Genomic DNA, 24,810 nt, shown 5'->3' on the forward strand with positions numbered 1-24,810 from the left:
TCGTTCTCTCAGATATAAGCATTTGGCGCCAAACTATAGGCCGACCGAACGATGGTCATGGTCCGTTGGGCGTGCACTTGTCCGAAGACAGAGGTAAGTTGGCCGACGACCGTCATGGCGATCAGGAGTACCGGAATGCCGAGACATGTCGTGTCATCATCATGAAACTACAAGTTCAACCCTCGCTTTCACTTTCAGTGAGCGCCAACACATCGCCGGCATCGCCGTCGGGCAGCATCGACTCGGCCGGATCAGCGCCCTTGTCGCGGTAGGTTGCAGGCGGTACTCCAAACTGTTTGCGAAATTCACGGCCCAGGTGCGATGCGTCGGCAAAACCGCAGCTCAACGCGATGTCGGCGACCGTGCGGTCCGAGCTGGTCAACAGCCACGCGGCGGTCCGCAGCCGCACATGCTTGGCGAAGGCCTGCGGGCTCTTGCCGGTCTCCGCCTTGAACAGGCGCTCGAGCTGGCGTGGCGACAGGTCGAGCTTGCAGGCGAGCGCCTCGAGCGGGAGCGCCCGGCCGACGTGCTGCTCCATCAGCAGAATCGCACGCTTGACCTTCGGGTGCGTCGCGGGCTCGAGGCCGGGCGGATGCGGCTGCGGCGCATTGCCCTTTTGCATCTCGCCGACAAGCAGGATCCGCAACGCCTTCTGTACGGTGGCGTGATCGAAGTGGCGCAGCAGAATGGCGGCTGCGACGTCGATCGACGCGCGCCCGCCTGAACAGGTGATGCGCCGGCGGTCAATCACGAACAGCCGGTCGGCAATCAGCAGTTCCGGGGCCACCGACGGGAAGCGCTCCATGAAATCCCAGTAATGGAACCAGCTGACGCAGGCGCGGTGCCCCTCGAGCACGCCGGCGCGCATCAGCGTGAATACGCCGGTGCAGATGCCGACGATGGTCGCGCCGCCGCGCGCCGCGCGACGGATGAAGTCAAGCGTCTCAGGTCCGGCCTGTGGTCCCGAATGCAGTAGCCCGCCGACCACGACCACGTAGTCGAACGGCTCCGCCGCGTCGAAAGTCTCCCATGGCGCAACCTGGATCCCGCAACTTGCGCGTACCGGCGCGAGTGTGTTTCCGATCACACTCCAGACGCACCGCACCGGCTTGCTGTAGTCGCCATCGTCTGCCGACAGCCGCAGCATGTCGACGAAACCCGAAAACGCGGTCAGCGTGAAGTTCGGCAGCAGCACGATGCCGAAGCGCACGCGCCGTGGCGCCGGCTCGGCGACAGGGGAAATGGGAACGTCGGGTGTCATGGCGGCATCCATCTTGACAGGCCCGCGCAAGTGGGCGGATCTGGGTTGCGGGGCGGTGGCGCTTCAGCCTCGATGCCGGTGATGCGTACGGCATCCATGCTGCGCTCGCCACCTGTCCGCTCGACGCGGCTCCGTCACCGACAGCGTCGCCGATCAGCTTGCCGCGGACTTGCACATTTCCGACGCGAATCATCGCCAAAGCGAACTTCCGGCCCGTCTGGACCCGCGCCTGGCGGCGGCGTCCCACGTTGATGCCGCTTTTGTTCTATCAGCAAATCCTGCGCTTTGATGTACTGGCGTCCAACGACACTTACCAGCCAAGCGCAGAGAGGCAGCCAGATGAATGTCAGCGTTTTCGACTTGTTCAAGATCGGCATCGGCCCATCGAGTTCGCATACGGTCGGCCCGATGATCGCCGCATGCCGGTTCGTATCGCACCTGGAAGACGCCAACCTGCTCGGCTTCGTGCGCCGCGTGCGGGCCGAATTGTACGGTTCGCTCGGCGCGACCGGCAAGGGCCACGGCAGCGACAAGGCGGTGCTGCTCGGCCTGGAGGGAAGCCTGCCCGACCGGATCGAGCCGGACGGGATCGAGCCGCGCCTCGCGCAGATCCGCAAGGATAAACGCCTGTTGCTGCTTGGCAAGCATGAGATCGCTTTCGACGAAAAGGAGCATATCGGCTTCTTTCGCCGTCTGATGAGCGGCACGGGCAACGTCGTGCATCCGAACGGCATGCGTTTCCAGGCGTTCGACGAGCAGGGGCAGTTGCTCGTCGAAAAGGAGTACTACTCGATCGGCGGCGGCTTCGTGGTCAATCGCGACGGTGACCGCGTGAACGGCGTCCGCGCGGCGGCCGACGTACCGTATCCGTTCCGCACCGGCGCAGACCTGATGCAAGCTTGTGCCGACAGCGGGCTGTCGATCGCGGAGCTGATCTTTCGCAATGAATGCGCGCTGCGCCCGGCCGAAGACGTGCGCGCCGGGCTGCTGGCGATCTGGCAGACGATGGCCGCCTGCGTCGAGCGTGGCTGCAAGGTCGAGGGCGAGCTGCCCGGCCCGATGCGCGTGAAACGCCGCGCGGCCGAGCTCAACCACCGCTTGCGCACACGTTCCGAGGAGTCACTGCGTGACCCGCTGTCGATGCTTGACTGGGTCAACCTGTATGCGATGGCTGTCAACGAAGAGAACGCGGCCGGCGGCCGCGTCGTCACCGCGCCGACGAACGGCGCGGCTGGCGTGATCCCGGCGGTGCTCCACTACTACGTGAAGTTCGTGCCAGGGTCGAATGACGACGGCATCGTCGAGTTCCTGCTGACGGCGGCCGCGATCGGGATGATCTACAAGGAGACGGCTTCCATCTCGGGCGCCGAGGTCGGTTGCCAGGGCGAGGTTGGCGTGGCGTGCTCGATGGCCGCGGCGGCGCTCGCCGCCGTGATGGGCGGCACGCCCGGGCAGGTCGAGAATGCCGCCGAAATCGGCATGGAGCACAACCTCGGGATGACCTGCGATCCGGTCGGCGGACTGGTGCAGATTCCGTGTATCGAGCGCAATGCGATGGGCGCGATCAAGGCGCTCAACGCATCCCGCATGGCGCTGAAGGGCGACGGCCAGCACTACGTGTCGCTCGACTCGGTGATCAAGACCATGCGCGAGACCGGCGCCGACATGAAGACGAAGTACAAGGAGACGTCGCGCGGCGGCCTGGCCGTGAACGTCATTGAATGCTAACGAGGGTCCATGAAATGAGCCGCTATTCGATATTCAGCCTGTTCCGCAACGGCCTGTCCTATCACGAGAACTGGGAGAAGCAATGGAAGAGCTCGGAGCCCAGGCGTGAGTATGACGTGGTGATCGTCGGCGGCGGCGGGCACGGTCTCGCGACCGCGTACTACCTCGCGAAGGAGCACGGGATCACGAACGTCGCGGTGCTCGAGAAGGGCTGGATCGGCGGCGGCAACACCGCGCGCAACACGACCATCGTCCGCTCGAACTATTTGTGGGATGAGTCCGCGGCGCTCTATGAAAAGGCAATGAAACTGTGGGAAGGGTTGTCGCAGGACCTGAACTACAACGTCATGTTCAGCCAGCGCGGCGTGATGAACCTGGCCCACACGCTGCAGGACGTGCGCGATACCGAGCGCAGGGTGAACGCGAACCGCCTCAACGGCGTCGACGCCGAGTTCCTGACGCCGCAGCAGATCAAGGAGATCGAACCGACGATCAATCTGGACAGCCGCTATCCCGTGCTTGGCGCGTCGATCCAGCGCCGTGCCGGCGTGGCCCGGCATGACGCGGTCGCGTGGGGCTTCGCGCGAGGCGCCGATCGCGCCGGCGTGGACATCATCCAGAACTGCCAGGTGACCGGCATCCGCCGCGACCGTGGCGCGGTCGTCGGCGTCGAGACGGTGAAGGGCTTCATCAAGGCGAAGAAGGTCGCCGTGGTCGCGGCCGGCAACACGTCGACCCTCGCGGACATGGCGGGAGTGCGCCTGCCGATCGAGAGCCATCCGCTGCAGGCGCTGGTGTCGGAGCCGATCAAGCCGGTTGTCAATTCGGTGATCATGTCGAACGCGGTGCACGCGTATATCAGCCAGTCCGACAAGGGCGACCTGGTGATCGGCGCGGGCATCGACCAGTACACCGGCTTCGGCCAGCGTGGCAGCTTCCACATCATCGAGGGGACTTTGCAGGCGATTGTCGAGATGTTCCCGGTGTTCTCGCGTGTGCGGATGAACCGCCAGTGGGGCGGCATCGTAGACGTGTCGCCGGATGCCTGCCCGATCATCAGCAAGACCGACGTAAAGGGCCTCTATTTCAACTGCGGCTGGGGCACGGGCGGCTTCAAGGCGACGCCGGGATCGGGCTGGGTATTCGCGCACACGATCGCGCGCGACGAGCCGCATCCGCTGAACGCGCCATTTGCACTGGATCGCTTCTATACCGGCCACCTGATCGATGAGCACGGCGCTGCCGCCGTCGCGCACTGAACGCCCCGAGGAGAAAGAAATGTTGCTGATCGAATGTCCGTGGTGCGGCCCGCGCGCCGAATCCGAATTCTCGTGTGGCGGCGAGGCCGACATCGCGCGCCCGCTCGAAACCGACAAGCTGTCTGACCGCGAATGGGGAGACTACCTGTTCATGCGCACCAATACCCGCGGCATGCATCGCGAGCAATGGCTCCACGCCCAAGGCTGCCGACGCTGGTTCAAGGTCGAGCGCGACACCGTCACCTACGACATCAAGGGCTACGAGACCTTCGTCCAGCCCACTGCCAACGCACCGCGGAAAGGGGGCAAGCAATGAGCCAGAAAGACCGTCTCGGCACGGGCGGCCGCATCAATCGCGGCCAGCCGCTGGCCTTCACGTTCAACGGACGCGCGTACCGCGGCTACCAGGGCGATACGCTGGCTTCGGCGCTGCTGGCCAACGGCGTGCGCTTCGTCGCGCGCAGCTTCAAGTACCATCGCCCGCGCGGCATCATGACCGCCGACGTCGCCGAGCCAAATGCCGTGGTGCAACTGGAACGCGGCGCGTATACCGTGCCGAATGCGCGCGCAACGGAGATCGAGCTGTATGAGGGGCTCGTCGCGACAAGCGTGAACGCGGAGCCGGACCTGGAGCGCGACCGCATGGCGGTCAACCAGAAGTTTGCGCGCTTCATGCCGGCGGGCTTCTACTACAAGACCTTCATGTGGCCGCGCAAGATGTGGCCGAAGTACGAGGAGAGGATCCGCGAGGCGGCGGGCCTGGGCAAGGCGCCCACGACGCTGGACGCGGATCGCTATGACAAATGCTACGCGCACTGCGATGTCCTGGTAGTCGGCGGCGGGCCGGCGGGCCTCACCGCCGCGCTTGCGGCGGCAGAGACAGGCGCGCGCGTGATCCTCGTCGATGATCAGCGTGAGCTCGGCGGCAGCCTGCTGTCGGGGCGGACCGAGATCAATGGCAAGCCCGCACTGCAGTGGGTCGGCGAGATCGAGAGCAAGCTGCGCAAGCTGCCGGACGTGACGATCCTGTCGCGCAGCAACGCATTCGGCTATCAGGACCACAATCTCGTCACGGTCACGCAACGTCTCACTGACCACCTGCCGGTATCGATGCGCCATGGCTCGCGCGAACTGCTGTGGAAGATCCGCGCAAAGCGGGTGATCCTCGCGACCGGCGCGCACGAGCGTCCGATCGTGTTCGGCAACAACGACCTGCCGGGTGTGATGATGGCGTCGGCGGTATCGACCTACATTCATCGCTACGGCGTGCTGCCGGGGCGCGAGGCGGTGGTCTTCACCAACAACGATCGCGGCTATCAGGCGGCGCTCGACCTGAAGGCGTGCGGCGCCAAGGTGACGGTGGTCGATCCGCGCACCGCGACCAATGGCGCGCTGCCCGCCTTCGCGAAGCGGCAGGGCGTGACCGTCATGAGCGGAGCGGTGGTGATAGCCGCGTCCGGCACGCGGCAGGTCACGTCGGTCAAGGTGGCGGCCTATGCGAACGGACAGGCAGGCGGCAAGGTGTCGACGGTCCCTTGCGATCTCGTCGCCATGTCGGGGGGGCTGAGCCCGGTACTTCACCTGTTCGCGCAGTCGGGCGGCAAGGCGCAGTGGAGCGATGAGAAGGTGTGCTTCGTGCCGGGCAAGTCGCTGCAGGCCGAGGTCAGCGTGGGTGCGGCGGCCGGGGAGTTCGACCTTGCGCTGGCGCTGCCGCTCGCGCTGGAAGCAGGGGCCGAAGCGGCGAAAGCCGCCGGCTTCAGTACCGCAAAGCGGCCGGCCGCGCCGAAGGTTGCGCCGGTCGCCGAGGGTGCGCTGCTGCCACTGTGGCTCGTCGGCAGCCACGCGGCCGCCGCGCGCGGGCCGAAGCAGTTCGTCGACTTCCAGAACGATGTCGCCGCGTCAGACATCCTGCTCGCCGCGCGCGAAGGCTTCGAGTCGGTCGAACATGTCAAGCGCTACACCGCGATGGGCTTCGGTACCGACCAGGGCAAGCTTGGCAACATCAACGGGATGGCGATCCTGGCGCAGGCGCTCGGCAAGTCGATTCCCGAGACCGGCACGACCACCTTCCGTCCGAACTACACGCCGGTCACGTTCGGCACGTTCGCCGGGCGCGAAGTCGGCGACTTCCTTGACCCAGTCCGCAAGACCTGCATCCACGAATGGCACGTCGAGCATGGCGCGCTGTTCGAAGACGTCGGCAACTGGAAGCGGCCGTGGTACTTCCCGAAGCAGGGCGAGAACCTGCACGCGGCGGTAAAGCGCGAGTGCCTCGCGGTGCGCAACAGCGTCGGCATCCTCGATGCGTCGACGCTCGGCAAGATCGACATCCAGGGCCCGGACGCGGTAACGCTGCTGAACTGGATGTACACCAACCCGTGGAACAAGCTTGAAGTCGGCAAGTGCCGTTATGGCCTGATGCTTGACGAGAACGGCATGGTCTTCGACGACGGCGTGACGGTGCGGCTCGGCGAGCAGCATTTCATGATGACGACGACGACGGGCGGCGCCGCGCGCGTGCTGACCTGGCTGGAGCGCTGGCTGCAGACCGAGTGGCCGCACCTGAAGGTCCGGCTTTCATCGGTGACCGATCATTGGGCGACGTTCGCGGTGGTCGGGCCGAACAGCCGCAAGGTGCTGCGCAAGGTCTGCGATGACATCGACTTCGCCAACGACGCGTTCCCGTTCATGAGCTATCGCAACGGCACCGTCGCCGGCGCAAAGGCGCGCGTGATGCGGATCAGCTTCTCGGGCGAGCTGGCGTACGAAGTGAACGTGCCCGCGAACGCCGGCCGTGCCGTCTGGGAAGCGCTGATGGCCGCTGGCGCCGAGTTCGATATAACGCCGTACGGCACGGAAACGATGCACGTGCTGCGCGCGGAGAAGGGCTACATCATCGTCGGCCAGGACACAGACGGGTCGGTCACGCCGTATGACCTCGGGATGGGAGGCGTCGTCGCGAAGTCGAAGGACTTCCTCGGCAAGCGCTCGCTGACGCGCTCGGATACCGCGAAGGAAGGCCGCAAGCAGTTCGTCGGCCTGCTGACCGACGACGCGGAGTTTGTCCTCCCCGAGGGCGCCCAGATCCTCGCGCCGGGCACGCGCGTGTCGACGGCCGAGCCAACGCCGATGATCGGCCATGTGACGTCGAGCTACTACAGTCCGATCCTGAGGCGTTCGATCGCGCTCGCCGTGGTGAAGGGCGGCCTGGGCAAGATGGGCCAGAGCGTTGCGATCCCGCTGGCCAATGGCCGGCGCGTGATGGCGAAGATCGCCAGCCCCGTTTTCTACGATACCGAAGGAGTGCGCCAGAATGTGGAATGAAGCGGGTAATGCTACGCCGGTTGCAGACATGCCGGCGACGGACGCGCGCCAGCGCGGCGTCCGACTCGAGTCGCCGTTCATCGGCGCGACCGATCTGCTGAACGCGCAGCAGGCGCGTGCATCGAAGCACTTTGTGATGCGCGAGCGCGCCTTCCTTGATCTCGTCAACGTGCGCGGCGACCTGTCCGATCCTGTATTCGTGGACGGGTTCGAGGGCGTGGTCGGGTGCTGTCCGCCAGCCGGCCCTAACACGGTCGCCCGCAGTGCCAACTATGACGTGCTGTGGCTCGGCCCCGACGAGTGGCTCGTGCGGTCGAATGGCCCCGTGCCGGCGGGCGTGCTCGAGCCGAAGCTCGCCCTGGCGATCGCCGGGGCTTACGCGGCGGCGGTCGACGTCGGCAGCGGCTATACGGTTGTCGAGATCAGTGGGGGCCGCGTGCGCGACGTGCTGGCGCGCGGATGCCCGCTCGATCTGCATCCGCGCGTGCTCAAGCCGGGGCAGTGTTTGCAGAGCCACTACTTCAAGGCCTCGATCGTGCTCGTGCCGACCGGCGTCGACCGCTTCGAGATCGTGGTGCGCCGCAGCTTTGCCGATTACTTCTGCCGCATCATGCTCGACGCGGCGCAGCCGCTGACATCATGAAGCTCGTCGATAACGCGTTCAACGGACCCCTCGGTGCACTCGATGCGCCGCTCCTGCCGGGCAGGGGATGGAGCGTGTTCATCGATGCGCTGGCGGTGCCGGTGCGGATCGGCATCCATCCGCATGAGCACGACGCACCGCAACCGCTCGTCATCGACGCTCGACTCGGCTATCGTTGCGAGCCGCGCGAGGAAGGCGAGTGGATCGATTACGAGGGCTATTGTGCTAGCCTCGCCGCGTTTCTGGCGCACAAGCCGCATACGCGGCTGCTCGAGACGCTGGTGGCCGAAATCGCGGAGCTGTCGTTTCGCGAATGGCCGGCGCTCGACACGCTGACGCTTGCCGTGCACAAGCCGAAGATCCGGCCTGGCACGCAGCGCGTCGGTGTCGCACTCGAGTGGACACGCGCCGATTACCTGAGGCGCAGCGGGAAGGCGGGATAGTCGCTGCCCGAGCCGTGTCGGCGTGGTTCAAACGCGTGTCGGTATTGGACATAGGCTTCCCCGTCTCCCGGACTACTCTCGAAGACGCTGCCGCACATGCCGCGCCGACCGGCGCGGCAGCGGCGCGAGCCACGATATGACAAGGAGAGAATCCAATGAAAATGGGAGCGACTGCGGGCCCGGCTCTGGCGCTGATGTTTTCCGCGTCCGCCTTTGCCCAAAGCGGCGTCACGCTGTACGGTGTGATCGACGAAGGCATCAACTACACGAATAACGTCGGCGGCCATGGCCTGACCGAGCTGGCAAGCGGCTTTGCGCAAGGCAGCCGTTGGGGCCTGAAGGGGACGGAGGATCTGGGCGGCGGCCTCAAGGCGTTGTTCCAGCTCGAGAACGGTTTCAATGCAAGCAACGGCAGGGCGGCACAGGGGGGGCTGATGTTCGGCCGGCAAGCCTACGTCGGGCTTTCCGACCATCAATGGGGGAGCGTCACGCTCGGGCGCCAGTATGATTCGGTGATCGACTATCTCGCGCCGACGACCGTCGCCGGCAATTGGGGGGGGACCATGTTCGGCCACCCCTACGATAACGACAACCTGATCTACTCGTTCCGCGTCAACAACACCGTCAAGTACACGAGTCCCTCGCTTGGCGGGTTCCAGTTCGGCGGCACCTACAGTTTCAGCAACGACACCAACTTTGCCAACAACCGCCAGTACGGCGCGGGGATGCAGTACGCGAACGGAGGCTTGTTGCTGGCCGCGGCCTATCTCCAGGCGGACAACCCGTCGGCGACGGCGGGTGGCGCCATCAATAACGGCGGCGACCAGAACTTCCTTGCCAGGCGTTTGCGCATCTTCGGAGCCGGCATCAACTACACGTTCGGCGCGGCGACGGCAGGCTTCGCTTACTCCAACTCGAATCTGGCCGAACCGCTGTCCACTTCGTACATCTCCGGTTCGATCCTGCCGGCCAGCGGCACGTTGAACTCGCTCCGGTTCCAGAACCTGGAAGTCAATTTCAAATATCAGTTCACGCCCGCTTTCTACGCGGGCGGGGCGTATACGCTCACACTGGAGAACTTCAACGCGTCGTCGGGCGAGACGAAGCCGAAAGTTCATTCCGTCGGCCTGATGGCGGACTACAGCTTCTCGAAGCGCACGGACGTCTATATCCAGGGTGCCTACCAGCATGTCGCCGGCGGCAAGACCGGCACCGCATTGGACATGGCTGACTTGCCCGGGGCGGCGAACGCTTCATCGACGTCGAATCAGTTCCAGGTCCGTGCGGCGATTCGCCACAAGTTCTAAACCTGTTCTCTCCCGACGGTCGCCACGAGTCGCGACAGCGACTCGTGGCAGGCGGCCTGGACCGGAATTTCTCGCGAGAACCGGACCTGCGCGTCAGGAGGACTTGTCCGCTACAGCGGGATAAAGCGCCGTCTCACCTGTTGCGTCCTCGGACGCCAGCGCTTCCAGTGCGACGCCACGGGTCTCGATACCCAGCACCCACACAGCGAGTGCCGCCACCGCGAACGACAGCGCGCCGAGCGTGAACACGCCGCCCTGGCCGAACACCGGTAACACCACGCCAACCACGTAGGGACCGATCAGCGAGCCGATCCGCCCGACCGACGAGGCGAAGCCCGACCCCGTCGCACGCGAGCCGGTGCCATACTGCTCCGGCGTGTAGGTGTACAGCACCGCCCACATGCCGAACAGGAAGAACTGCATCGCCAGGCCGGTGCCGACGAGCAGCGCGACACTGCCGCCATACAGCGCAGACTGGCCATACAGGTACGCCATCATGCCGCCGCCGAGCAGCGACGCGATGCAGGTTGGCTTGCGCCCCCAGCGCTCGACGAGCCACGCCGCGCACAGGAAGCCCGGTACGCCGCCTAGGGAGATCAGTACCGTGTAGTACACCGATTGCGTGACCGCAAAGCCGGCCTGCTGCAGCAGCGCGCCAAGCCAGGACGTCAGTCCGTAGAAGCCGAGCAGCGCGAAGAACCAAAGCAGCCAGACCATCGTCGTGCGACGGCGGTAGGCGCCGCTCCAGATCTCGCGCAGCGCGCCGCGCCCGCGCACTGGCTCGGCCATTGGCTGCTGCGACGGTCGTGGCAGCATCGCGACGCCGGCCGAACGCATCACCCTGGCCTCGATGCTACACATCACCGCGTCGGCCTCGGCGTGCCGGCCCGCATGCTCGAGCCAGCGCGGCGATTCGGGCACGATGCGGCGCACGATCAGCACGAATACGGCCGGGATCGCAAGCAGTGCGAACACGGTGCGCCAGCCGAACTGCGGCAGCACGAAGTAAGAGACAATGCCCGCGGTGATAAAGCCGAGCGGCCAGAAGCCGTCCATGAGTGCGATCAGGCGGCCGCGGTTCGCGGTGGGGACGAATTCGGACAACAGCGTCTGCGCGACCGGAAACTCCATGCCCATGCCGATGCCGAGCAATACGCGCCAGGCGATGAGCGCGTCGACGCTTTGCGCAGTCGAGCAAAGATACGACGCTATCCCCCACAGCACCATGCTCCACTGGAACACAGGTCGTCGTCCGAAGCGGTCCGCGAGCAGGCCGGCGAGCGCCGCGCCCACCACCATCCCGAAGAAGCTCGCGCTGGCGACGACGCCGGTCATTGCGGTGGACAGTCCGAACTCCTGCTTGATCGAGCCCAGTATGAACGTCATGGTGGCGAGATCGACCGAGTCGAAAAAGAAGGCGATCGCGATGATGACGAAGATCAGCTTGTGATAGCCGGAAAACGGCAGACGCTCGAGCCGGGCGGCTGCGTTCGAGCGCGTGGGTGAGGTGGTGGGAGTTGGCATGGCGTCCTTGAGAAATGAGGACCTCTTAGCGGGTTGCTTTCAGGCCCCAATCTTCAGTAGACGCGGTTATCACCGCACGCTCTGGGGAATACCCGTCGTCGGTCTGTGCAAATCCGACATCGGCATACCAGTGTGGGGCGGTAGCGCCTGCCTCGCCCGGGTGTGCGCGGCGTACGCAACCGAGGGCGGAGCCGACGTTCCCCGATGTCGGCGCTGTGCAAGCGCCTGTCGGGTTTTGAACATAGCCGCCCGATGTACCGGAATACGCTCGAAGACGCTGCCGCGCGTGCCGCGCCGATCGGCGTGGCCGCGGCACGATTTAACGAGACATGGAGACAATGCGATGAGCAGCAACCGAGGTGTCGTATATCTTGGGCCGGGCCAGGTCGAGGTGCAGAAGATCGATTATCCGAAAATGGTCGATCCCAGCGGCAAGGCAATTGGCCACGGCGTGATCCTCAAGGTCGTCAGCACAAACATCTGCGGCTCGGACCAGCACATGGTGCGCGGCCGCACGACCGCACCGACCGGCCTGGTGCTCGGTCACGAGATCACCGGCGAGGTCATCGAAATCGGCCGCGACGTCGAGACATTGCGGATCGGCGACCTGGTGTCGGTGCCGTTCAACGTCGCGTGCGGCCGCTGCGCGATGTGCAAGGAGCAGCACACCGGCGTATGCCTGAGCGTCAACCCGTCGCGCGCGGGTGGGGCGTACGGCTATGTCGACATGGGCGGCTGGATAGGCGGGCAGTCCGAGTACGTGATGGTGCCGTATGCCGACTTCAACCTGCTGAGGTTCCCCGACCGCGACCAGGCGATGGCAAAGATCCGCGATCTCACCTGCCTGTCGGACATCCTGCCAACAGGCTATCACGGCGCCGTGACCGCGGGCGTGAAGCCGGGTTCGACGGTCTACATCGCCGGCGCGGGCCCGGTCGGCATGGCGGCTGCCGCTTCGGCGCGCCTGCTCGGCGCGGCCTGCACGATCGTCGGCGACATGAACCCGGCGCGCCTAGCGCATGCGAAGGCGATGGGCTTTGAGGTCGTGGATCTGTCGAAGGACGCAACGCTCGGCGAGCAGATCGCCGAGATTCTCGGCACGCCCGAGATCGACTGCGCGGTGGACTGCGTCGGCTTCGAGGCGCATGGTCACGGCTCGTCGGGCTATGTGGAGGAGGCGCCCGCCACAGTGCTCAACTCCCTGATGGAAATCACGCGGCCAGCCGGTGCGATCGGGATTCCGGGTCTGTACGTGACCGATGATCCGGGCGCCAGGGATGCCGCGGCCCGGCGCGGCAGCCTCAGCATCCGCTTCGGCCTCGGCTGGGCGAAGTCGCACTCGTTCCATACGGGGCAGACGCCGATCCTCAAGTACAACCGCAACCTGATGCAGGCAATTCTCCACAATCGCTTGCCGATTGCAGAGATTGTCAATGTGACGGTCATCCCGCTGGATCAGGCGCCGGAAGGCTACAAGCAGTTCGATGGCGGCGCGCCACGCAAATTCGTCATTGATCCGCACGGGCTGTTGGCGGCCTGACTACCCGCGCAGAAAAAACGGGCGGCCGATTAGCGGCCGCCCGTTTTGCAGTTGGGGCAGTGGGGTTCACTGCCGCTTCCCCCGACGCTCACGCGTGCAGCATCACGGAAGAGGATTTGTGCCCTGACGACTTCGCCAGCGGCGCGCTCTGCGCCCTGCGCTCGCGCGTAGGCGCGACGCCGAACTCGTCACGGTAGCTCTTGCTGAAATGGCACGCGGACTGGAAGCCGCATGCCATCGTGATGTGCATGATCGACATATCCGTCTGCAGGAGCAGCTCGCGCGCACGGCGCAGGCGCAACGTCAGGTAGTAATGCGTGGGCGTCATGCCGAGATGGTCGCGGAACAGGCGCTGCAGCTGGCGCTGAGACAAGTTTGCAAGCCGCGCCAGCTCTTCGCGCGACAGTGGCTCCTCGATATTGTTCTCCATCAGCGAGACCACCTCGAACAGAGACTTCTTCGCCGAGCCCAGGCGCGCGACCAACGGGATTTTCTGCTGCGCGCTGGTGTCGCGCACGTGCTCGACAATGAACTGCTCGGCGATCTGCGTGACGCGCGCGGTTCCGACGCGACGGGTGATCAGGTTCAGCATCATGTCCAGCGGCGCAACGCCGCCCGTGCAAGTGACCCGGTCGCGGTCGATCACGAACAGTTCCTTCAGGAAGCGCGTATCGGGAAACTCCTCCTTGAGCGCGGACATGTTTTCCCAGTGGATCGCGCAGGCATAGCCGGCCAGCAGGCCGGATCGCGCGAGCGCGTACGTGCCGGTGCAGAGGCTCCCCAGCATCGTGCCCTCGCGCGCCGCGCGGCGCAGCGTGGAGAGGTGCTCCGCTGTCGTCGAACGCTGCACGTCGATGCCGCCGCAAACGAACACGATGTCAGGACGCCCGATGCTGTCGGCCCGCTCGGTGTCGAGCGCCAGGCCGTTGCTCGCCGTCACCAGTCCGCCTTCCGGGCTGATGATGCTCCAGCGGTACAGTTCCTGGCCGCTCAGGTAATTGGCCATGCGCAGCACTTCGATCGCATTGGTGAACGCGATCATGGTGAAGTTGGGCAGCGGCAGGAACGCGAAGTGAGATAACGACGCGGTGCGGTCGGTCGACATGGGGGCGTCCTTCAGATTTTTAAGGTGCTTTTCCAGCCCTTGGGGGAAGGGTCCGGATTCTTTTTACTTATTGTTAAGTCAGCCGCAACAAGCATGCCATACGGCGAAACCCTAGCTCTTTAGTGGGGTGTCTCGCTGGGAGGCAGGTGGCCGCCTTCCTTGTTGCACTGCAATCGTGACGCCCCGCACCCGCAATGCGCGTCAGGCACCGCCGCAGTGCCCGCCCCGGGGCACTTGTGCAAATCGGACGGGAATGGCGGAAATGGAAAAGAACGCGTCTGAATTCATCAATCGGCCAAAAACACGAACGACAAGAATAGAGCCGTTGACAACGCTGCGCCGATCAGGCGAACAAGCCTGGCGCAGCGGGTCTCTCGCCCCCAGTCAGCCATTTCATCCCACACGGACCTCTATGTCGAACACCCAGTCTTTCTTCTCGCAGCCTCTGGCCGAGCGCGATGCGTTGGTTCGCGGCGCCCTTTCGAAGGAACTCGAGCGTCAGCAATCGCAAGTCGAGCTGATCGCCTCGGAAAACATCGTGTCGCGTGCGGTGCTTGAGGCGCAAGGTTCGGTACTGACCAACAAGTACGCCGAAGGCTACCCGGGCAAGCGCTACTATGGTGGCTGCGAATTTGCGGACGAAGTCGAATCGCTCGCGATCGAGCGCGTGAAGCAACTCTTCAACGCCGGCTTTGCCAACGTGCAGCCCCACTCGGGCGCCCAGGCGAACGGCTCGGTGATGCTCGCGCTGACCAAGCCGGGCGACACCGTGCTTGGCATGTCGCTCGACGCGGGCGGCCACCTGACCCATGGCGCCAAGCCGGCGCTGTCAGGAAAGTGGTTCAACGCCGTGCAGTATGGCGTGAACCGCGAGTCGATGCTGATTGACTACGATCAGGTCGATGCGCTCGCCCAAGAGCACAAGCCGAGCCTGATCATCGCCGGCTTCTCCGCGTATCCGCGCCAGCTCGATTTCGCCCGCTTCCGCGCAATCGCCGACAGCGTCGGGGCGAAGCTGATGGTCGACATGGCGCACATCGCCGGCGTGATCGCTGCGGGCCGCCATTCGAATCCGGTCGAGCATGCCCACGTCGTCACTTCGACTACGCACAAGACCCTCCGAGGTCCGCGCGGCGGCTTCGTGCTGACCAACGATGAAGAGATCGCCAAGAAGATCAACTCGGCCGTGTTCCCCGGTCTGCAGGGCGGCCCGTTGATGCACGTGATCGCAGCCAAGGCAGTGGCGTTCGGCGAGGCGCTGTCGTCGGACTTCAGGACCTATATCGACAACGTGCTCGCGAACGCGAAGGCGCTCGGAGAAGTGTTGAAGGAAGGCGGTGTCGACCTCGTCACCGGCGGCACCGACAATCACTTGCTGCTGGTCGATCTGCGCCCGAAGGGTCTCAAGGGCACGCAGGTCGAGCAGGCGCTCGAACGTGCCGGCATCACCTGCAACAAGAACGGCATCCCGTTCGACACGGAGAAGCCGACCATCACGTCCGGCATCCGGCTCGGCGCGCCGGCAGCCACGACCCGCGGCTTCGGCGTTGCGGAGTTCCGCGAGATCGGCCGCCTGATCCTTGAAGTGTTCGAAGCGCTGCGCGCGAATCCGGAGGGCGACGCTGCCACCGAGCAGCGCGTGCGCCACCAGATCTTCGCGCTGTGCGATCGCTTCCCGATCTACTGACCCGACGAACGAAAAGACAGGAGCCCCCATGAGCCCGCTGCACCAGGACAGCATCATCATCGACGGCCTGAACATCTCGAAGTTCGAGCGGTCGGTGTTCGAAGACATGAAGAAGGGCGGCGTCACGGCCGCGAACTGTACGGTCTCGGTCTGGGACAATTTCACCAAGACCGTCGACAACATTGCGCTGATGAAGAAGGCGATTCGCGACAACAGTGAGCTGCTGACGCTGGTGCGCACGACTGACGACATCCGCCGCGCCAAGCATGAGGGAAAGACCGGCGTGATCCTCGGCTTCCAGAACGCCCACGCGTTCGAGGACAACCTCGGTTATGTCGAAGCTTTTGCCGACATGGGCGTGCGTGTCGTGCAGCTCTGCTACAACACACAGAACCTGGTTGGCACCGGATGCTATGAGCGCGACGGCGGCCTGTCGGACTTCGGCCGTGAAGTGATCACCGAGATGAACCGCGTCGGGATCATGGTCGATCTGTCGCACGTTGGGGGCAATACCTCGTCCGAGGCGATTGCGTTCTCGAAGAAGCCGGTCTGCTACTCGCACTGCCTGCCGTCCGGCCTCAAGGAACATCCACGCAACAAGAGCGACGCGCAGCTGAAGGAGATCGCCGATGCGGGCGGCTTCGTCGGCGTGACGATGTTCGCGCCCTTCCTCAAGCGCGGGATCGAGGCGACGGTCGACGACTACATCGAAGCGATCGACTACGTGGTCAACCTGATCGGCGAGGATGCGGTCGGCATCGGCACCGACTTCACGCAGGGCTACAGCACCGAGTTCTTCGACATGCTGACGCACGACAAGGGCCGCTATCGGCGCCTGACCAATTTCGGCAAGGTGATCAACCCCGAAGGGATCCGGACCATCGGCGAGTTTCCGAACCTGACTGCGGCGATGGAGCGAGCGGGCTGGAAGGCCTCTCGCATCCGCAAGATCATGGGCGAGAACTGGGTGCGCGTCTTCAAGGAAGTGTGGGGCGCCTGATCCCCGCCAGCGCCGACTTTCAATCAAATCCCCACAAACGGGACGGGCGCGCGCGATAGCGCGCGCTCGCGGGCGACGCCGCGTCTACGCAACGCTACCAGCGGCTTTCCTTTCCTCACGGAGTTATCACGATGCAACCGCAACTGCCAATCGACGTTGATCCCGAAACCGGTGTCTGGACCACCGACGCGCTGCCGATGCTTTACGTGCCGCGCCACTTCTTCACGAACAACCATGTCGCGGTCGAAGAAGCGCTCGGCCGGGAGGCATACGAAGAGATCCTCTACAAGGCCGGCTACAAGTCCGCCTACCACTGGTGCGATAAGGAAGCGCAGTTGCATGACATCAGCGGGATGGCCGTGTTCGAGCATTACCTGAAGCGGCTGTCGCAGCGCGGCTGGGGACTGTTTTCGATCCTCGAGGCCGATCCGGCGACGGCGAGCGCGCGCATCGCGCTGCGCCACTCGTCATTCGTGCTCCAGCAGCCGGAAAAGAGCGGCAAGCTTTGCTACATGTTCGCCGGCTGGTTCGCCGGCGCAATGGACTGGGTCAACGACACCACGCCCGCGGGCAAGGGCAAGGGCGCCCCGCGCGCGCAGTCGAAGGAAGTGCAGTGCGCAGCCGAAGGGCACGATCACTGCGGGTTCGAAGTGTCGCCGATCGCACGCTGACACCGAGGCCCGTCCGCACTACGACAAATACGAGACACACCAACGCCAGAGGTCGTCCGCGATGCGTTATCCCCACTTGTTCAAACCTTTGCAGCTCAATCAGCTGACGCTGCGCAACCGGATCGTGAGTACGGCGCATGCGGAAGTGTATGCCGAGCCTGGCGGCCTGCCAGGTGACCGCTACATTCGCTATTACGAAGAGAAGGCAAAGGGCGGCGTCGGCCTGGCGATTTGCGGCGGCTCGAGCCCCGTGTCGATCGACAGTCCGCAGGGGTGGTGGAAGTCGGTGAATCTCTCGACCGACAAGATCATCGATCCGCTGTCACGGCTCGCCGAAACGATGCACCGGCACGGCGCCAAGATCATGATCCAGGCCACGCACATGGGACGCCGCTCGGCGTTCCATGGCGAGCACTGGCCGCACCTGATGACGCCGTCCGGCGTGCGCGAGCCCGTGCACCGTGGCAACGCGAAGATCATCGAGGTCGAGGAGATCCGCCGCATCATCGCGGACTTCGCGGCCGCTGCCAGGCGCGTGAAGGACGCGGGCATGGACGGCATCGAGATCTCGGCCGCCCACCAGCACCTGATTGACCAGTTCTGGAGCCCGCGCACGAACTTCCGCACCGACGAGTGGGGCGGTAGCGTTGAGAACCGGATGCGCTTCGGCGTGGAGGTGCTCAAGGCGGTGCGAGAGGTGGTCGGCAAGGACTTCTGCGTCGGCCTGCGCATGTGCGGCGACGAGTTCCATGAAGACGGTCTCGATCACGAGCAACTGAAGGAGATCGCGCAGGCGATGTCCGAGTCGGGGCTTGTCGACTATATCGGCGTGGTCGGCTCCGGCGCCGACACGCACAACACGCTCGCAAACTGCATGCCGCCGATGGCGCTGCCGCCCGAGCCGTTCGTGCATCTCGCGGCGGGCATCAAGTCGGTGATCAAGGTACCGTTGATGCACGCGCAGAGCATCCGTGACGCGGGCCAGGCCGAGCGCCTGCTCGCCAACGGCATGGTCGACCTGGTCGGCATGACGCGTGCCCAGATTGCCGACCCGCACATGGTCATCAAGATTCGCGACGGCCGCGAGGACGAGATCAAGCAATGCGTCGGCGCGAACTACTGCATCGACCGCCAGTACAACGGCCTCGACGTGCTGTGCGTGCAGAACGCCGCGACCTCGCGCGAGGCGACGATGCCGCACATCATCGAGAAGTCGCGCGGCCCGAAGCGCAAGGTCGTCGTGGTCGGTGCCGGGCCGGGTGGCCTGGAGGCGGCGCGCGTCGCGCGTTCGCGCGGCCATGACGTCGTGCTGTTCGAGAAGAACACCGAAGTGGGCGGGCAGATCCTGCTCGCCGCCAAGGCACCGCAGCGCGAGCAGATGCAGGGCATCGTGCGCTGGTTCGACATGGAGACCAAGCGCCTCGGCGTCGACCGGAGGCTGGGTGTCGAGGCGGACGCGAAGACGATCATGGCAGAGAAGCCGGACATCATCGTGCTCGCGACGGGCGGCCGTGCATTCTCCGATCAGGTGCCCGGCTGGGCCGTCGCCGAAGGGCTCGCGGTCAGTTCGTGGGACGTGCTGGCCGGCCATGTCGAGGCGAAGGAAAACGTGCTCGTCTACGACGGGGTCAGCACGCACGCAGGCGCGGGCGTAGCCGACTACCTGGCGAGCCGCGGTGCGAAGGTCGAGATCGTGACGCCGGACGTCAAGGTGGCCGACGACTGCGGCGGCACCACCTTCCCGATCTTCTATCGCCGCCTGTACGCGCAGGGTGTGATTCATACGCCGAACTACTGGCTCGATCGCGTCTACGAGGAAGGCGGCAAGAAGATCGCGGTGCTGCGCAACGAGTACACGGAAGAGCTCGAGGAGCGCGCGGTCGACCAGGTCGTGATCGAGAACGGCTCGACACCGAACGACGCGCTGTACTGGAAGCTCAAGCCGGAATCGGTCAACCGCGGCCAGGTCGACGTCCACAAGCTGTTTGCGTCGGAGCCGCAGCCGAGTCTGTCGGAAACGCTCGGCAACGGCCGCTTCCTGTTGTTCCGCGTCGGCGACTGCATCTCGATGCACAACATCCACGGCGCCATCTATGACGCGCTGCGGCTCGTGAAGGATTTCTGACGATGAATCCGTCCCTCCTGATTACCGTTCTGCTGTGGCTGTCGGTGGCGGGGCTCGCGTTCGCGGTCGTGAAGCGCGCGTCGTACTGGCGGCTCGGCCGGGCGACCGCGCCCGGATCGTTCGGCATCGCTAACCTGCTGGCCATCCCGAAGCGCTATTTCGTCGACCTGCACCACGTCGTCGCCCGCGATCCGTACATCGCCAGGACGCACGTCGCCACGGCCGGCGGCGCGATTGCCGCGCTGGCGCTTGTGTTCGTCAACTACGGTCTCGCCATCTACTCGCCATGGCTCGATCGGGCAATCTTTGCCGCGGCGGTGGCGATGCTGGTTGGCGCGGTGTTCGTCTGGCGCCGGCGGGCCGCCAAGGACGTGCCCGCACGCCTGTCGAAGGGGCCATGGAATACGCTGCCATGGCTGCTCGGTTCGTTCGCGCTCGGCCTCGTGCTGTTCGTGGTCGTGCCGGCTGGCGTCATGTCCGGTGCGTTCGCGGTGGCCTGCGCGCTGCTGATCGGCGCCGGCGCGTTCGCGATGACGTTCGGCGCGGCAAAAGGCGGCCCGATGAAGCACGCGATCGCGGGCCTCATGCATCTGGCGTTTCATCCGCGCCAGGAACGGTTTGCCGGCAAGCCTGACGCGTACACCGGCAGCGGCACCGCCACACCGCCGACCGCGCTCAAGCTGCCCGAGATCGATAAGCAGGAGTACGGCGTGGCCCGGCCCGTGGAGTTCCGCTGGAACCAGCTGCTGAGCTTTGATGCCTGCGTGCAGTGTGGCAAGTGCGAGGCCGCGTGTCCCGCGTTCGCCTCGGGCCAGCCGCTCAATCCGAAGAAACTGATCCAGGATCTCGTTGTCGGCATGGCGGGCGGCACCGATGCCGCGTACGCCGGAAGCCCCACTCCGGGCATTCCGGTCGGCCGCCATCGCGGCGAGCCGAATGGCCCGATCGTGTCGGGCCTGATCGATGCGCAGACGCTGTGGTCGTGCACGACCTGCCGAGCCTGCGTGCAGGAGTGCCCGATGCTGATCGAGCACGTCGATGCGATCGTCGATATGCGCCGCAACCAGACGCTTGTGCACGGCACCGTGCCGGGCAAAGGCGCCGAAGTGCTCGCGAACCTGCGCGAGACCGGCACGATGGGCGGCTACGACACCGCAGCGCGCTATGACTGGTCGGTCGACCTCAGTGCACCGGTCGCGCAGCGGGGCAAGGCGGTGGACGTGCTGATCGTTGCCGGCGAGGGCGCCTTCGACATGCGCTATCAGCGCACGCTGCGGGCTTTCGTGAAGGTGCTGAACAAGGCTGGCGTCGATTATGCGGTGCTCGGTAGCGTGGAAACGGACACCGGCGATGTGGCCCGCCGTCTCGGCGACGAGGCGACGTTCCAGCAAATGGCCAGGCGCCTGATCGGCACGCTCGGCACGCTGTCCTTCGGGCAGATCGTGACAGCAGATCCGCACGTGATGCACAGCCTGCGCAACGAGTATCGCGCCCTGGGCTTGCGCGTCACGGTCAAGCATCACACGAGCTACCTCGCCGAACTGGCCGACAGCGGCCGCATTGCGCCGAAGGCGGTTGAAGCGCTGCGCGAGAAGGTCACCACCTATCACGACCCCTGCTATCTCGGTCGCTACAACGGCGAGACCGAGGCGCCGCGCAAGCTGCTGAAGACGATCGGCATCAAGGTGGTCGAGATGGAACGCCATGGCATGCGTGGCCGCTGCTGCGGCGGCGGCGGCGGCGCGCCGTTGACCGATATCCCGGGCAAGCAGCGCATCCCCGATATCCGCGTCGCCGATGCGCGCGCTGTGGGCGCGGAAGTGGTCGCGGTCGGGTGTCCGAACTGCACGGCAATGCTCGAAGGCGTGGTCGGCCCGCGCCCGGACGTGCTCGATGTGGCCGAACTTGTTGCGGCCTCGCTGGAGTGATTCGATGAACAAGATCCCCCGTATGGATCCACGCCGGCCGTTCGTGATCACGGCGGCGGGCCTGAGAAGAATCACGCTCGGCGAAACCGGCAGCGCGGATCCGAACGCCGCGCACTGGCCCGGGCACGGCCACGGCGCGACGGCGGCGAGGCCGCGCCGGGCGGTCAGCGACCCGCGGCAGGTACTGCTCGTCGCCGCGCACAGCGAGCGCGGAGCACTCGACGATCATGCGTGCCAGGCGCTCGCCGCGGCCGCGCTGCTTGCCGATGCGCAGACTGAGGTCGCGCTGCTGGTGTTCGGCGAGCTGAAGGACGACGCGGCGGCGCTTGGCGCCGACAAGGTCATCGCGCTGCCCGCATTCGATCGCCGCGCGTTTGAGCCCGATGCCGAGCTGCGGGCGCTGCTGGCCTGCGCGGCCGCGCTGTCGCCGAAGCATCTCTTCCTGCCGGATAACGCCACCGGCGACGGCGATCTTGGCCGCCGCTACGTGGCGGCGACCGGCGCGAGCGTCGCGACGCATGTAAACGAGATCGACGCGCGCCACGTCGGCACCTATGCACAGGCGAAACGCGCGTTTGCGACCCGCTCGCTGCCCGACGTGATCCTGCTTGCACCGGGCGCGGTCGACACCAAGCTGCCGTTCACCGGCGCGGGACAGGCCATGTCCGGCGATTTCCTGCTCGGAATCGGCGACAGCTCGCAGCCGTACCGCGACCTGGGCCTGGAGGAGATCGATGCCGCACAGGTCGCGCTCGAGGAAGCGGACTTCATCGTGTCGGCCGGCAACGGCGTAGCCGATATCGGTGCGTTCGAGCAGCTCGCCGGCGTGTTCGGCGCGGCGATCGCCGCGAGCCGTGTCGCGGTCGACAACGGCCATTTCACGCGCGACAAGCAGGTGGGGGCGACCGGCAAGACGGTCGAGGCGAGCGTCTATATCGCGTTCGGCATCTCGGGCGCCGTGCAGCACCTGCAGGGCATCAAGGACTGCCGTCACGTAATCGCCGTCAACCTGGACGGCAGCGCACCCATTGCCAAGCGCGCGAACCTGACCATCGTCGGCGACGCCAACGAGACGATCGCGGCGCTGATCGAAGCGGTGCAGGCCGCGCGCCGCGCGAACGGAAAGGCGCCGGCCGCGGCCAGCGTCCGCGAACCCTTAGGAGCCGCAGCATGAACGCCCCCCAGCAAATCCGACGCATCGCGGTGCTGGTGTCGGTCGGCCGTCATCCGCTCAGCGGCGCGCGGCGCTACAGCCGCAACGACGCGGCGGCGCTCGAAATCGGCCTGGCGCTCGCGGACAAACATCGCGCGCAACTGGCGGTACTGCACGCGGGCGACGCCGCGGAGCCGGCGCTCGCCGAGTACCTGGCGCTCGGGGCACGCGAAGTCGAGGTGCTCGCATGCGGGGCAGCGGATGACCCCGGGCGCACATTGGCCGCGCGCGTGAAGGACTACGACCTCGTGCTGACCGGTACCCGCGCGGAAGGCGCGTACGACACCGGGATGCTGCCCTACCAGGTCGCCGCGGCGCTGGGGCGCCCGCTGCTTGCCGCGGCCGTCGATGTCGGCGTCGCCGACGGCCGCGCCACCGTGCGTCAGTTCCTGCCGAAGGGACTGCGCCGGCGCGTCGAGGCGGTGCTGCCGGCCGTGGTGGCCGTCCATCCGCTCGCGAACGTGCAGCCGCGCTATGCGTACGCACGGCTGCGTGCGGGCGCGATCCGGACGGCGCCCGCGGCGCGATTCGAAGACGCCGGCGCCGCCGCGTGGACACTCGGCGCTCCCGAGCGCAAGCCAGTCAGGCTGGCCGCCGCCGAGAAGCGCTCCGGTCACGCCCGGATGCTGTCGGCGACGACGACCGAGAGCCGCGGCGGAAACGTCGTAAACGGAGGGACTTCGGTCGAAAAAGCACAAGTCATCCTCGCGTACTTGCGCGAGCATCAACTCATCGACTACTGATGTTGCCGATCGGTCGGCAAACCAACAGAGAATAAGGAATCCGGAGCCAAACGATGAAAGTATCGGCAGACATTCGTGCGCTGGTGGACCGGCGCAAGCAAGGCTACAGCCTCGAGGCGCCTTTCTATCAGAGTGAAGAGATTTTCGCGCTCGACATGGAAGCGATCTTCCGCAAGCACTGGATCCACGTGGCGGTCGAGCCGGACGTGCCCGAGCCGGGCGACTACGTGACGGTCGAGCTGGGCCCCGACTCGATCCTGGTCGTGCGCGACGACGACATGCAGGTGCGCGCTTTCCATAACGTGTGCCGCCATCGCGGCGCGCGCCTGTGCAACGAGGACAAGGGCACGGTCGGCAATATCGTCTGCCCATATCACAGCTGGACCTACAACCTGAACGGCGACCTGATGTTCGCCGAGCACATGGGCGAGAAGTTCGACCGCTGCAAGCACAGCCTCAAGGCGGTCCATGTGCAGAACCTGGCGGGGCTGATCTTCGTCTGCCTGGCGGACGAGCCGCCCGCCGACTTCGCCGCGATGCGCGCCGCGATGGAGCCGTACCTGCTCCCGCACGACCTGCCGAACACGAAGATCGCCGCGCAGGTCGATATCATCGAAAAGGGCAACTGGAAGCTCACGATGGAAAACAACCGCGAGTGCTATCACTGCGTGGCGAACCATCCCGAGCTGACCGTCTCGCTATACGAGTACGGATTCGGCTATCAGCACTCGCCGGCCAACGCCGAGGGCATGGCAGCGTTCGAGAGAACCTGCATCGAGCGCGCGGCGCAGTGGGAAGCGCTGAACCTGCCGTCGTCCGAAATCGAGCGCCTGCTCGACACCACCGGCTTCCGCACGCAGCGCCTGCCGCTCGACCGCAGCGGCGAATCGCAGACGCTCGATGCGAAGGTCGCCTCGAAGAAGCTGCTCGGCAACTTCGCGCAGGCCGACCTGGGCGGGCTTTCGTTCTGGACCCAGCCGAACGCATGGCATCACTTCATGAGCGACCACATCGTCACGTTCTCGGTGATTCCGCTGTCTGCCGGCGAAACGCTGGTGCGAACGAAGTGGCTCGTCCACAAGGATGCGCAGGAAGGTGTCGACTACGACGTCGAGAACCTGACGGCCGTGTGGAACGCGACCAACGACCAGGACCGCGTGCTGGTCGAGTATTCGCAGCGCGGCGCGGCCAGCAGCGCGTACGAGCCCGGCCCGTACTCGCCGTTCACCGAAGGTCTCGTCGAGAAGTTCTCGGCCTGGTATATCCGCCGGCTCGCCGAGCAGACGGACGCCTAGGCGAAAGCGAAGGA

19 protein-coding genes are annotated in these 24,810 nt (G+C 65.6%); 16 read left to right on the plus strand and 3 right to left on the minus strand.

The window, feature by feature from the left end:
• Nucleotides 1-175: 175 nt before the first annotated feature.
• Nucleotides 176-1,261: a GlxA family transcriptional regulator gene (locus E5S69_RS13000; protein WP_171515045.1), complete on the minus strand. Its 1,086-nt coding sequence runs from the start codon at nt 1,259-1,261 to the stop codon at nt 176-178.
• Nucleotides 1,262-1,600: 339 nt separating this feature from the next.
• Between E5S69_RS13000 and E5S69_RS13005 the strand changes: the two genes are divergently transcribed.
• The 7 genes from E5S69_RS13005 (at nt 1,601) to E5S69_RS13035 (ending at nt 9,965) form a co-directional block, all read left to right on the plus strand.
• On the plus strand, nt 1,601-2,989 hold the full coding sequence (locus E5S69_RS13005) for an L-serine ammonia-lyase (protein WP_171515046.1): 1,389 nt from the start codon (nt 1,601-1,603) through the stop codon (nt 2,987-2,989).
• A gap of 14 nt (nt 2,990-3,003) precedes the next feature.
• The gene (locus tag E5S69_RS13010; RefSeq protein ID WP_171515047.1) at nt 3,004-4,248 is read left to right on the plus strand and encodes a sarcosine oxidase subunit beta family protein; all 1,245 of its coding nucleotides are present in this window, start codon (nt 3,004-3,006) and stop codon (nt 4,246-4,248) included.
• 19 nt (nt 4,249-4,267) lie between these two features.
• A complete protein-coding gene (locus tag E5S69_RS13015; RefSeq protein WP_171515048.1) occupies nt 4,268-4,564 on the plus strand; it encodes a sarcosine oxidase subunit delta in 297 nt (98 codons plus the stop codon).
• A complete protein-coding gene (locus E5S69_RS13020; RefSeq protein ID WP_171515111.1) occupies nt 4,561-7,572 on the plus strand; it encodes a sarcosine oxidase subunit alpha family protein in 3,012 nt (1,003 codons plus the stop codon). Before E5S69_RS13015 ends, E5S69_RS13020 begins: the two co-directional genes overlap by 4 nt.
• The gene (locus E5S69_RS13025; protein WP_171515049.1) at nt 7,562-8,215 is read left to right on the plus strand and encodes a sarcosine oxidase subunit gamma; all 654 of its coding nucleotides are present in this window, start codon (nt 7,562-7,564) and stop codon (nt 8,213-8,215) included. Before E5S69_RS13020 ends, E5S69_RS13025 begins: the two co-directional genes overlap by 11 nt.
• The gene (locus E5S69_RS13030; RefSeq protein ID WP_171515050.1) at nt 8,212-8,658 is read left to right on the plus strand and encodes a dihydroneopterin aldolase; all 447 of its coding nucleotides are present in this window, start codon (nt 8,212-8,214) and stop codon (nt 8,656-8,658) included. The genes E5S69_RS13025 and E5S69_RS13030 overlap by 4 nt, the downstream gene beginning before the upstream one ends.
• Before the next feature lie 155 nt (nt 8,659-8,813).
• Nucleotides 8,814-9,965 carry a porin gene (locus E5S69_RS13035; protein ID WP_171515051.1) on the plus strand — a complete coding sequence of 384 codons (1,152 nt, stop codon included), beginning with the start codon at nt 8,814-8,816 and terminating at the stop codon, nt 9,963-9,965.
• A gap of 93 nt (nt 9,966-10,058) precedes the next feature.
• On the opposite strand, the gene E5S69_RS13040 is transcribed toward E5S69_RS13035, so the two are convergent.
• Nucleotides 10,059-11,489, minus strand: a complete 1,431-nt coding sequence (locus E5S69_RS13040; RefSeq protein WP_171515052.1) for an MFS transporter — start codon at nt 11,487-11,489, stop codon at nt 10,059-10,061.
• 343 nt (nt 11,490-11,832) lie between these two features.
• Between E5S69_RS13040 and fdhA the strand changes: the two genes are divergently transcribed.
• Entirely contained in the window at nt 11,833-13,029 is a 1,197-nt protein-coding gene (gene fdhA / locus E5S69_RS13045) for a formaldehyde dehydrogenase, glutathione-independent (protein WP_171515053.1), read from the plus strand.
• Between the two features lie 88 nt (nt 13,030-13,117).
• Here the strand turns inward: fdhA and E5S69_RS13050 are convergent, their stop codons facing one another.
• Nucleotides 13,118-14,134, minus strand: a complete 1,017-nt coding sequence (locus E5S69_RS13050) for a GlxA family transcriptional regulator (RefSeq protein ID WP_171515054.1) — start codon at nt 14,132-14,134, stop codon at nt 13,118-13,120.
• 412 nt (nt 14,135-14,546) lie between these two features.
• On the opposite strand from E5S69_RS13050, the gene E5S69_RS13055 reads away from it, so the two are divergent.
• From E5S69_RS13055 to E5S69_RS13090, 8 genes are all read left to right on the plus strand, one after another.
• Nucleotides 14,547-15,821 carry a serine hydroxymethyltransferase gene (locus E5S69_RS13055; protein ID WP_171515055.1) on the plus strand — a complete coding sequence of 425 codons (1,275 nt, stop codon included), beginning with the start codon at nt 14,547-14,549 and terminating at the stop codon, nt 15,819-15,821.
• Nucleotides 15,822-15,849: 28 nt separating this feature from the next.
• Complete coding sequence (locus E5S69_RS13060) at nt 15,850-16,821, plus strand: dipeptidase (RefSeq protein ID WP_171515056.1); 972 nt, start codon at nt 15,850-15,852, stop codon at nt 16,819-16,821.
• A gap of 131 nt (nt 16,822-16,952) precedes the next feature.
• Nucleotides 16,953-17,492 carry a DUF5943 domain-containing protein gene (locus E5S69_RS13065; protein WP_171515057.1) on the plus strand — a complete coding sequence of 180 codons (540 nt, stop codon included), beginning with the start codon at nt 16,953-16,955 and terminating at the stop codon, nt 17,490-17,492.
• A gap of 61 nt (nt 17,493-17,553) precedes the next feature.
• Entirely contained in the window at nt 17,554-19,617 is a 2,064-nt protein-coding gene (locus E5S69_RS13070; protein ID WP_171515058.1) for an NADH:flavin oxidoreductase, read from the plus strand.
• 2 nt (nt 19,618-19,619) lie between these two features.
• Nucleotides 19,620-21,545: a (Fe-S)-binding protein gene (locus tag E5S69_RS13075; protein ID WP_171515059.1), complete on the plus strand. Its 1,926-nt coding sequence runs from the start codon at nt 19,620-19,622 to the stop codon at nt 21,543-21,545.
• Between the two features lie 4 nt (nt 21,546-21,549).
• Nucleotides 21,550-22,719, plus strand: a complete 1,170-nt coding sequence (locus tag E5S69_RS13080) for an electron transfer flavoprotein subunit alpha/FixB family protein (RefSeq protein ID WP_171515060.1) — start codon at nt 21,550-21,552, stop codon at nt 22,717-22,719.
• The gene (locus E5S69_RS13085; protein WP_171515061.1) at nt 22,716-23,501 is read left to right on the plus strand and encodes an electron transfer flavoprotein subunit beta/FixA family protein; all 786 of its coding nucleotides are present in this window, start codon (nt 22,716-22,718) and stop codon (nt 23,499-23,501) included. Before E5S69_RS13080 ends, E5S69_RS13085 begins: the two co-directional genes overlap by 4 nt.
• 53 nt (nt 23,502-23,554) lie before the next feature.
• The gene (locus E5S69_RS13090) at nt 23,555-24,796 is read left to right on the plus strand and encodes an aromatic ring-hydroxylating oxygenase subunit alpha (protein ID WP_171515062.1); all 1,242 of its coding nucleotides are present in this window, start codon (nt 23,555-23,557) and stop codon (nt 24,794-24,796) included.
• Nucleotides 24,797-24,810 lie beyond the last annotated feature (14 nt).

The sequence above is a fragment of the Cupriavidus necator genome (assembly GCF_013141915.1).
Taxonomy (GTDB): Bacteria; Pseudomonadota; Gammaproteobacteria; order Burkholderiales; family Burkholderiaceae; genus Cupriavidus; species Cupriavidus necator_B.

Bases quoted from the DNA above. Each gene is read 5' to 3' on its own strand.
- E5S69_RS13075 (WP_171515059.1), top strand. From the start codon at position 19,620: ATGAATCCGTCCCTCCTGATTACCGTTCTGCTGTGGCTGTCGGTGGCG.
- E5S69_RS13060 (WP_171515056.1), top strand. From the start codon at position 15,850: ATGAGCCCGCTGCACCAGGACAGCATCATCATCGACGGCCTGAACATC.
- E5S69_RS13020 (WP_171515111.1), top strand. From the start codon at position 4,561: ATGAGCCAGAAAGACCGTCTCGGCACGGGCGGCCGCATCAATCGCGGC.
- E5S69_RS13040 (WP_171515052.1), bottom strand. From the start codon at position 11,489: ATGCCAACTCCCACCACCTCACCCACGCGCTCGAACGCAGCCGCCCGG.
- E5S69_RS13065 (WP_171515057.1), top strand. From the start codon at position 16,953: ATGCAACCGCAACTGCCAATCGACGTTGATCCCGAAACCGGTGTCTGG.
- E5S69_RS13080 (WP_171515060.1), top strand. From the start codon at position 21,550: ATGAACAAGATCCCCCGTATGGATCCACGCCGGCCGTTCGTGATCACG.
- E5S69_RS13070 (WP_171515058.1), top strand. From the start codon at position 17,554: ATGCGTTATCCCCACTTGTTCAAACCTTTGCAGCTCAATCAGCTGACG.
- E5S69_RS13035 (WP_171515051.1), top strand. From the start codon at position 8,814: ATGAAAATGGGAGCGACTGCGGGCCCGGCTCTGGCGCTGATGTTTTCC.
- E5S69_RS13030 (WP_171515050.1), top strand. From the start codon at position 8,212: ATGAAGCTCGTCGATAACGCGTTCAACGGACCCCTCGGTGCACTCGAT.
- E5S69_RS13010 (WP_171515047.1), top strand. From the start codon at position 3,004: ATGAGCCGCTATTCGATATTCAGCCTGTTCCGCAACGGCCTGTCCTAT.
- E5S69_RS13015 (WP_171515048.1), top strand. From the start codon at position 4,268: ATGTTGCTGATCGAATGTCCGTGGTGCGGCCCGCGCGCCGAATCCGAA.
- E5S69_RS13050 (WP_171515054.1), bottom strand. From the start codon at position 14,134: ATGTCGACCGACCGCACCGCGTCGTTATCTCACTTCGCGTTCCTGCCG.
- E5S69_RS13000 (WP_171515045.1), bottom strand. From the start codon at position 1,261: ATGACACCCGACGTTCCCATTTCCCCTGTCGCCGAGCCGGCGCCACGG.
- E5S69_RS13090 (WP_171515062.1), top strand. From the start codon at position 23,555: ATGAAAGTATCGGCAGACATTCGTGCGCTGGTGGACCGGCGCAAGCAA.
- E5S69_RS13025 (WP_171515049.1), top strand. From the start codon at position 7,562: ATGTGGAATGAAGCGGGTAATGCTACGCCGGTTGCAGACATGCCGGCG.
- fdhA (WP_171515053.1), top strand. From the start codon at position 11,833: ATGAGCAGCAACCGAGGTGTCGTATATCTTGGGCCGGGCCAGGTCGAG.
- E5S69_RS13055 (WP_171515055.1), top strand. From the start codon at position 14,547: ATGTCGAACACCCAGTCTTTCTTCTCGCAGCCTCTGGCCGAGCGCGAT.
- E5S69_RS13005 (WP_171515046.1), top strand. From the start codon at position 1,601: ATGAATGTCAGCGTTTTCGACTTGTTCAAGATCGGCATCGGCCCATCG.
- E5S69_RS13085 (WP_171515061.1), top strand. From the start codon at position 22,716: ATGAACGCCCCCCAGCAAATCCGACGCATCGCGGTGCTGGTGTCGGTC.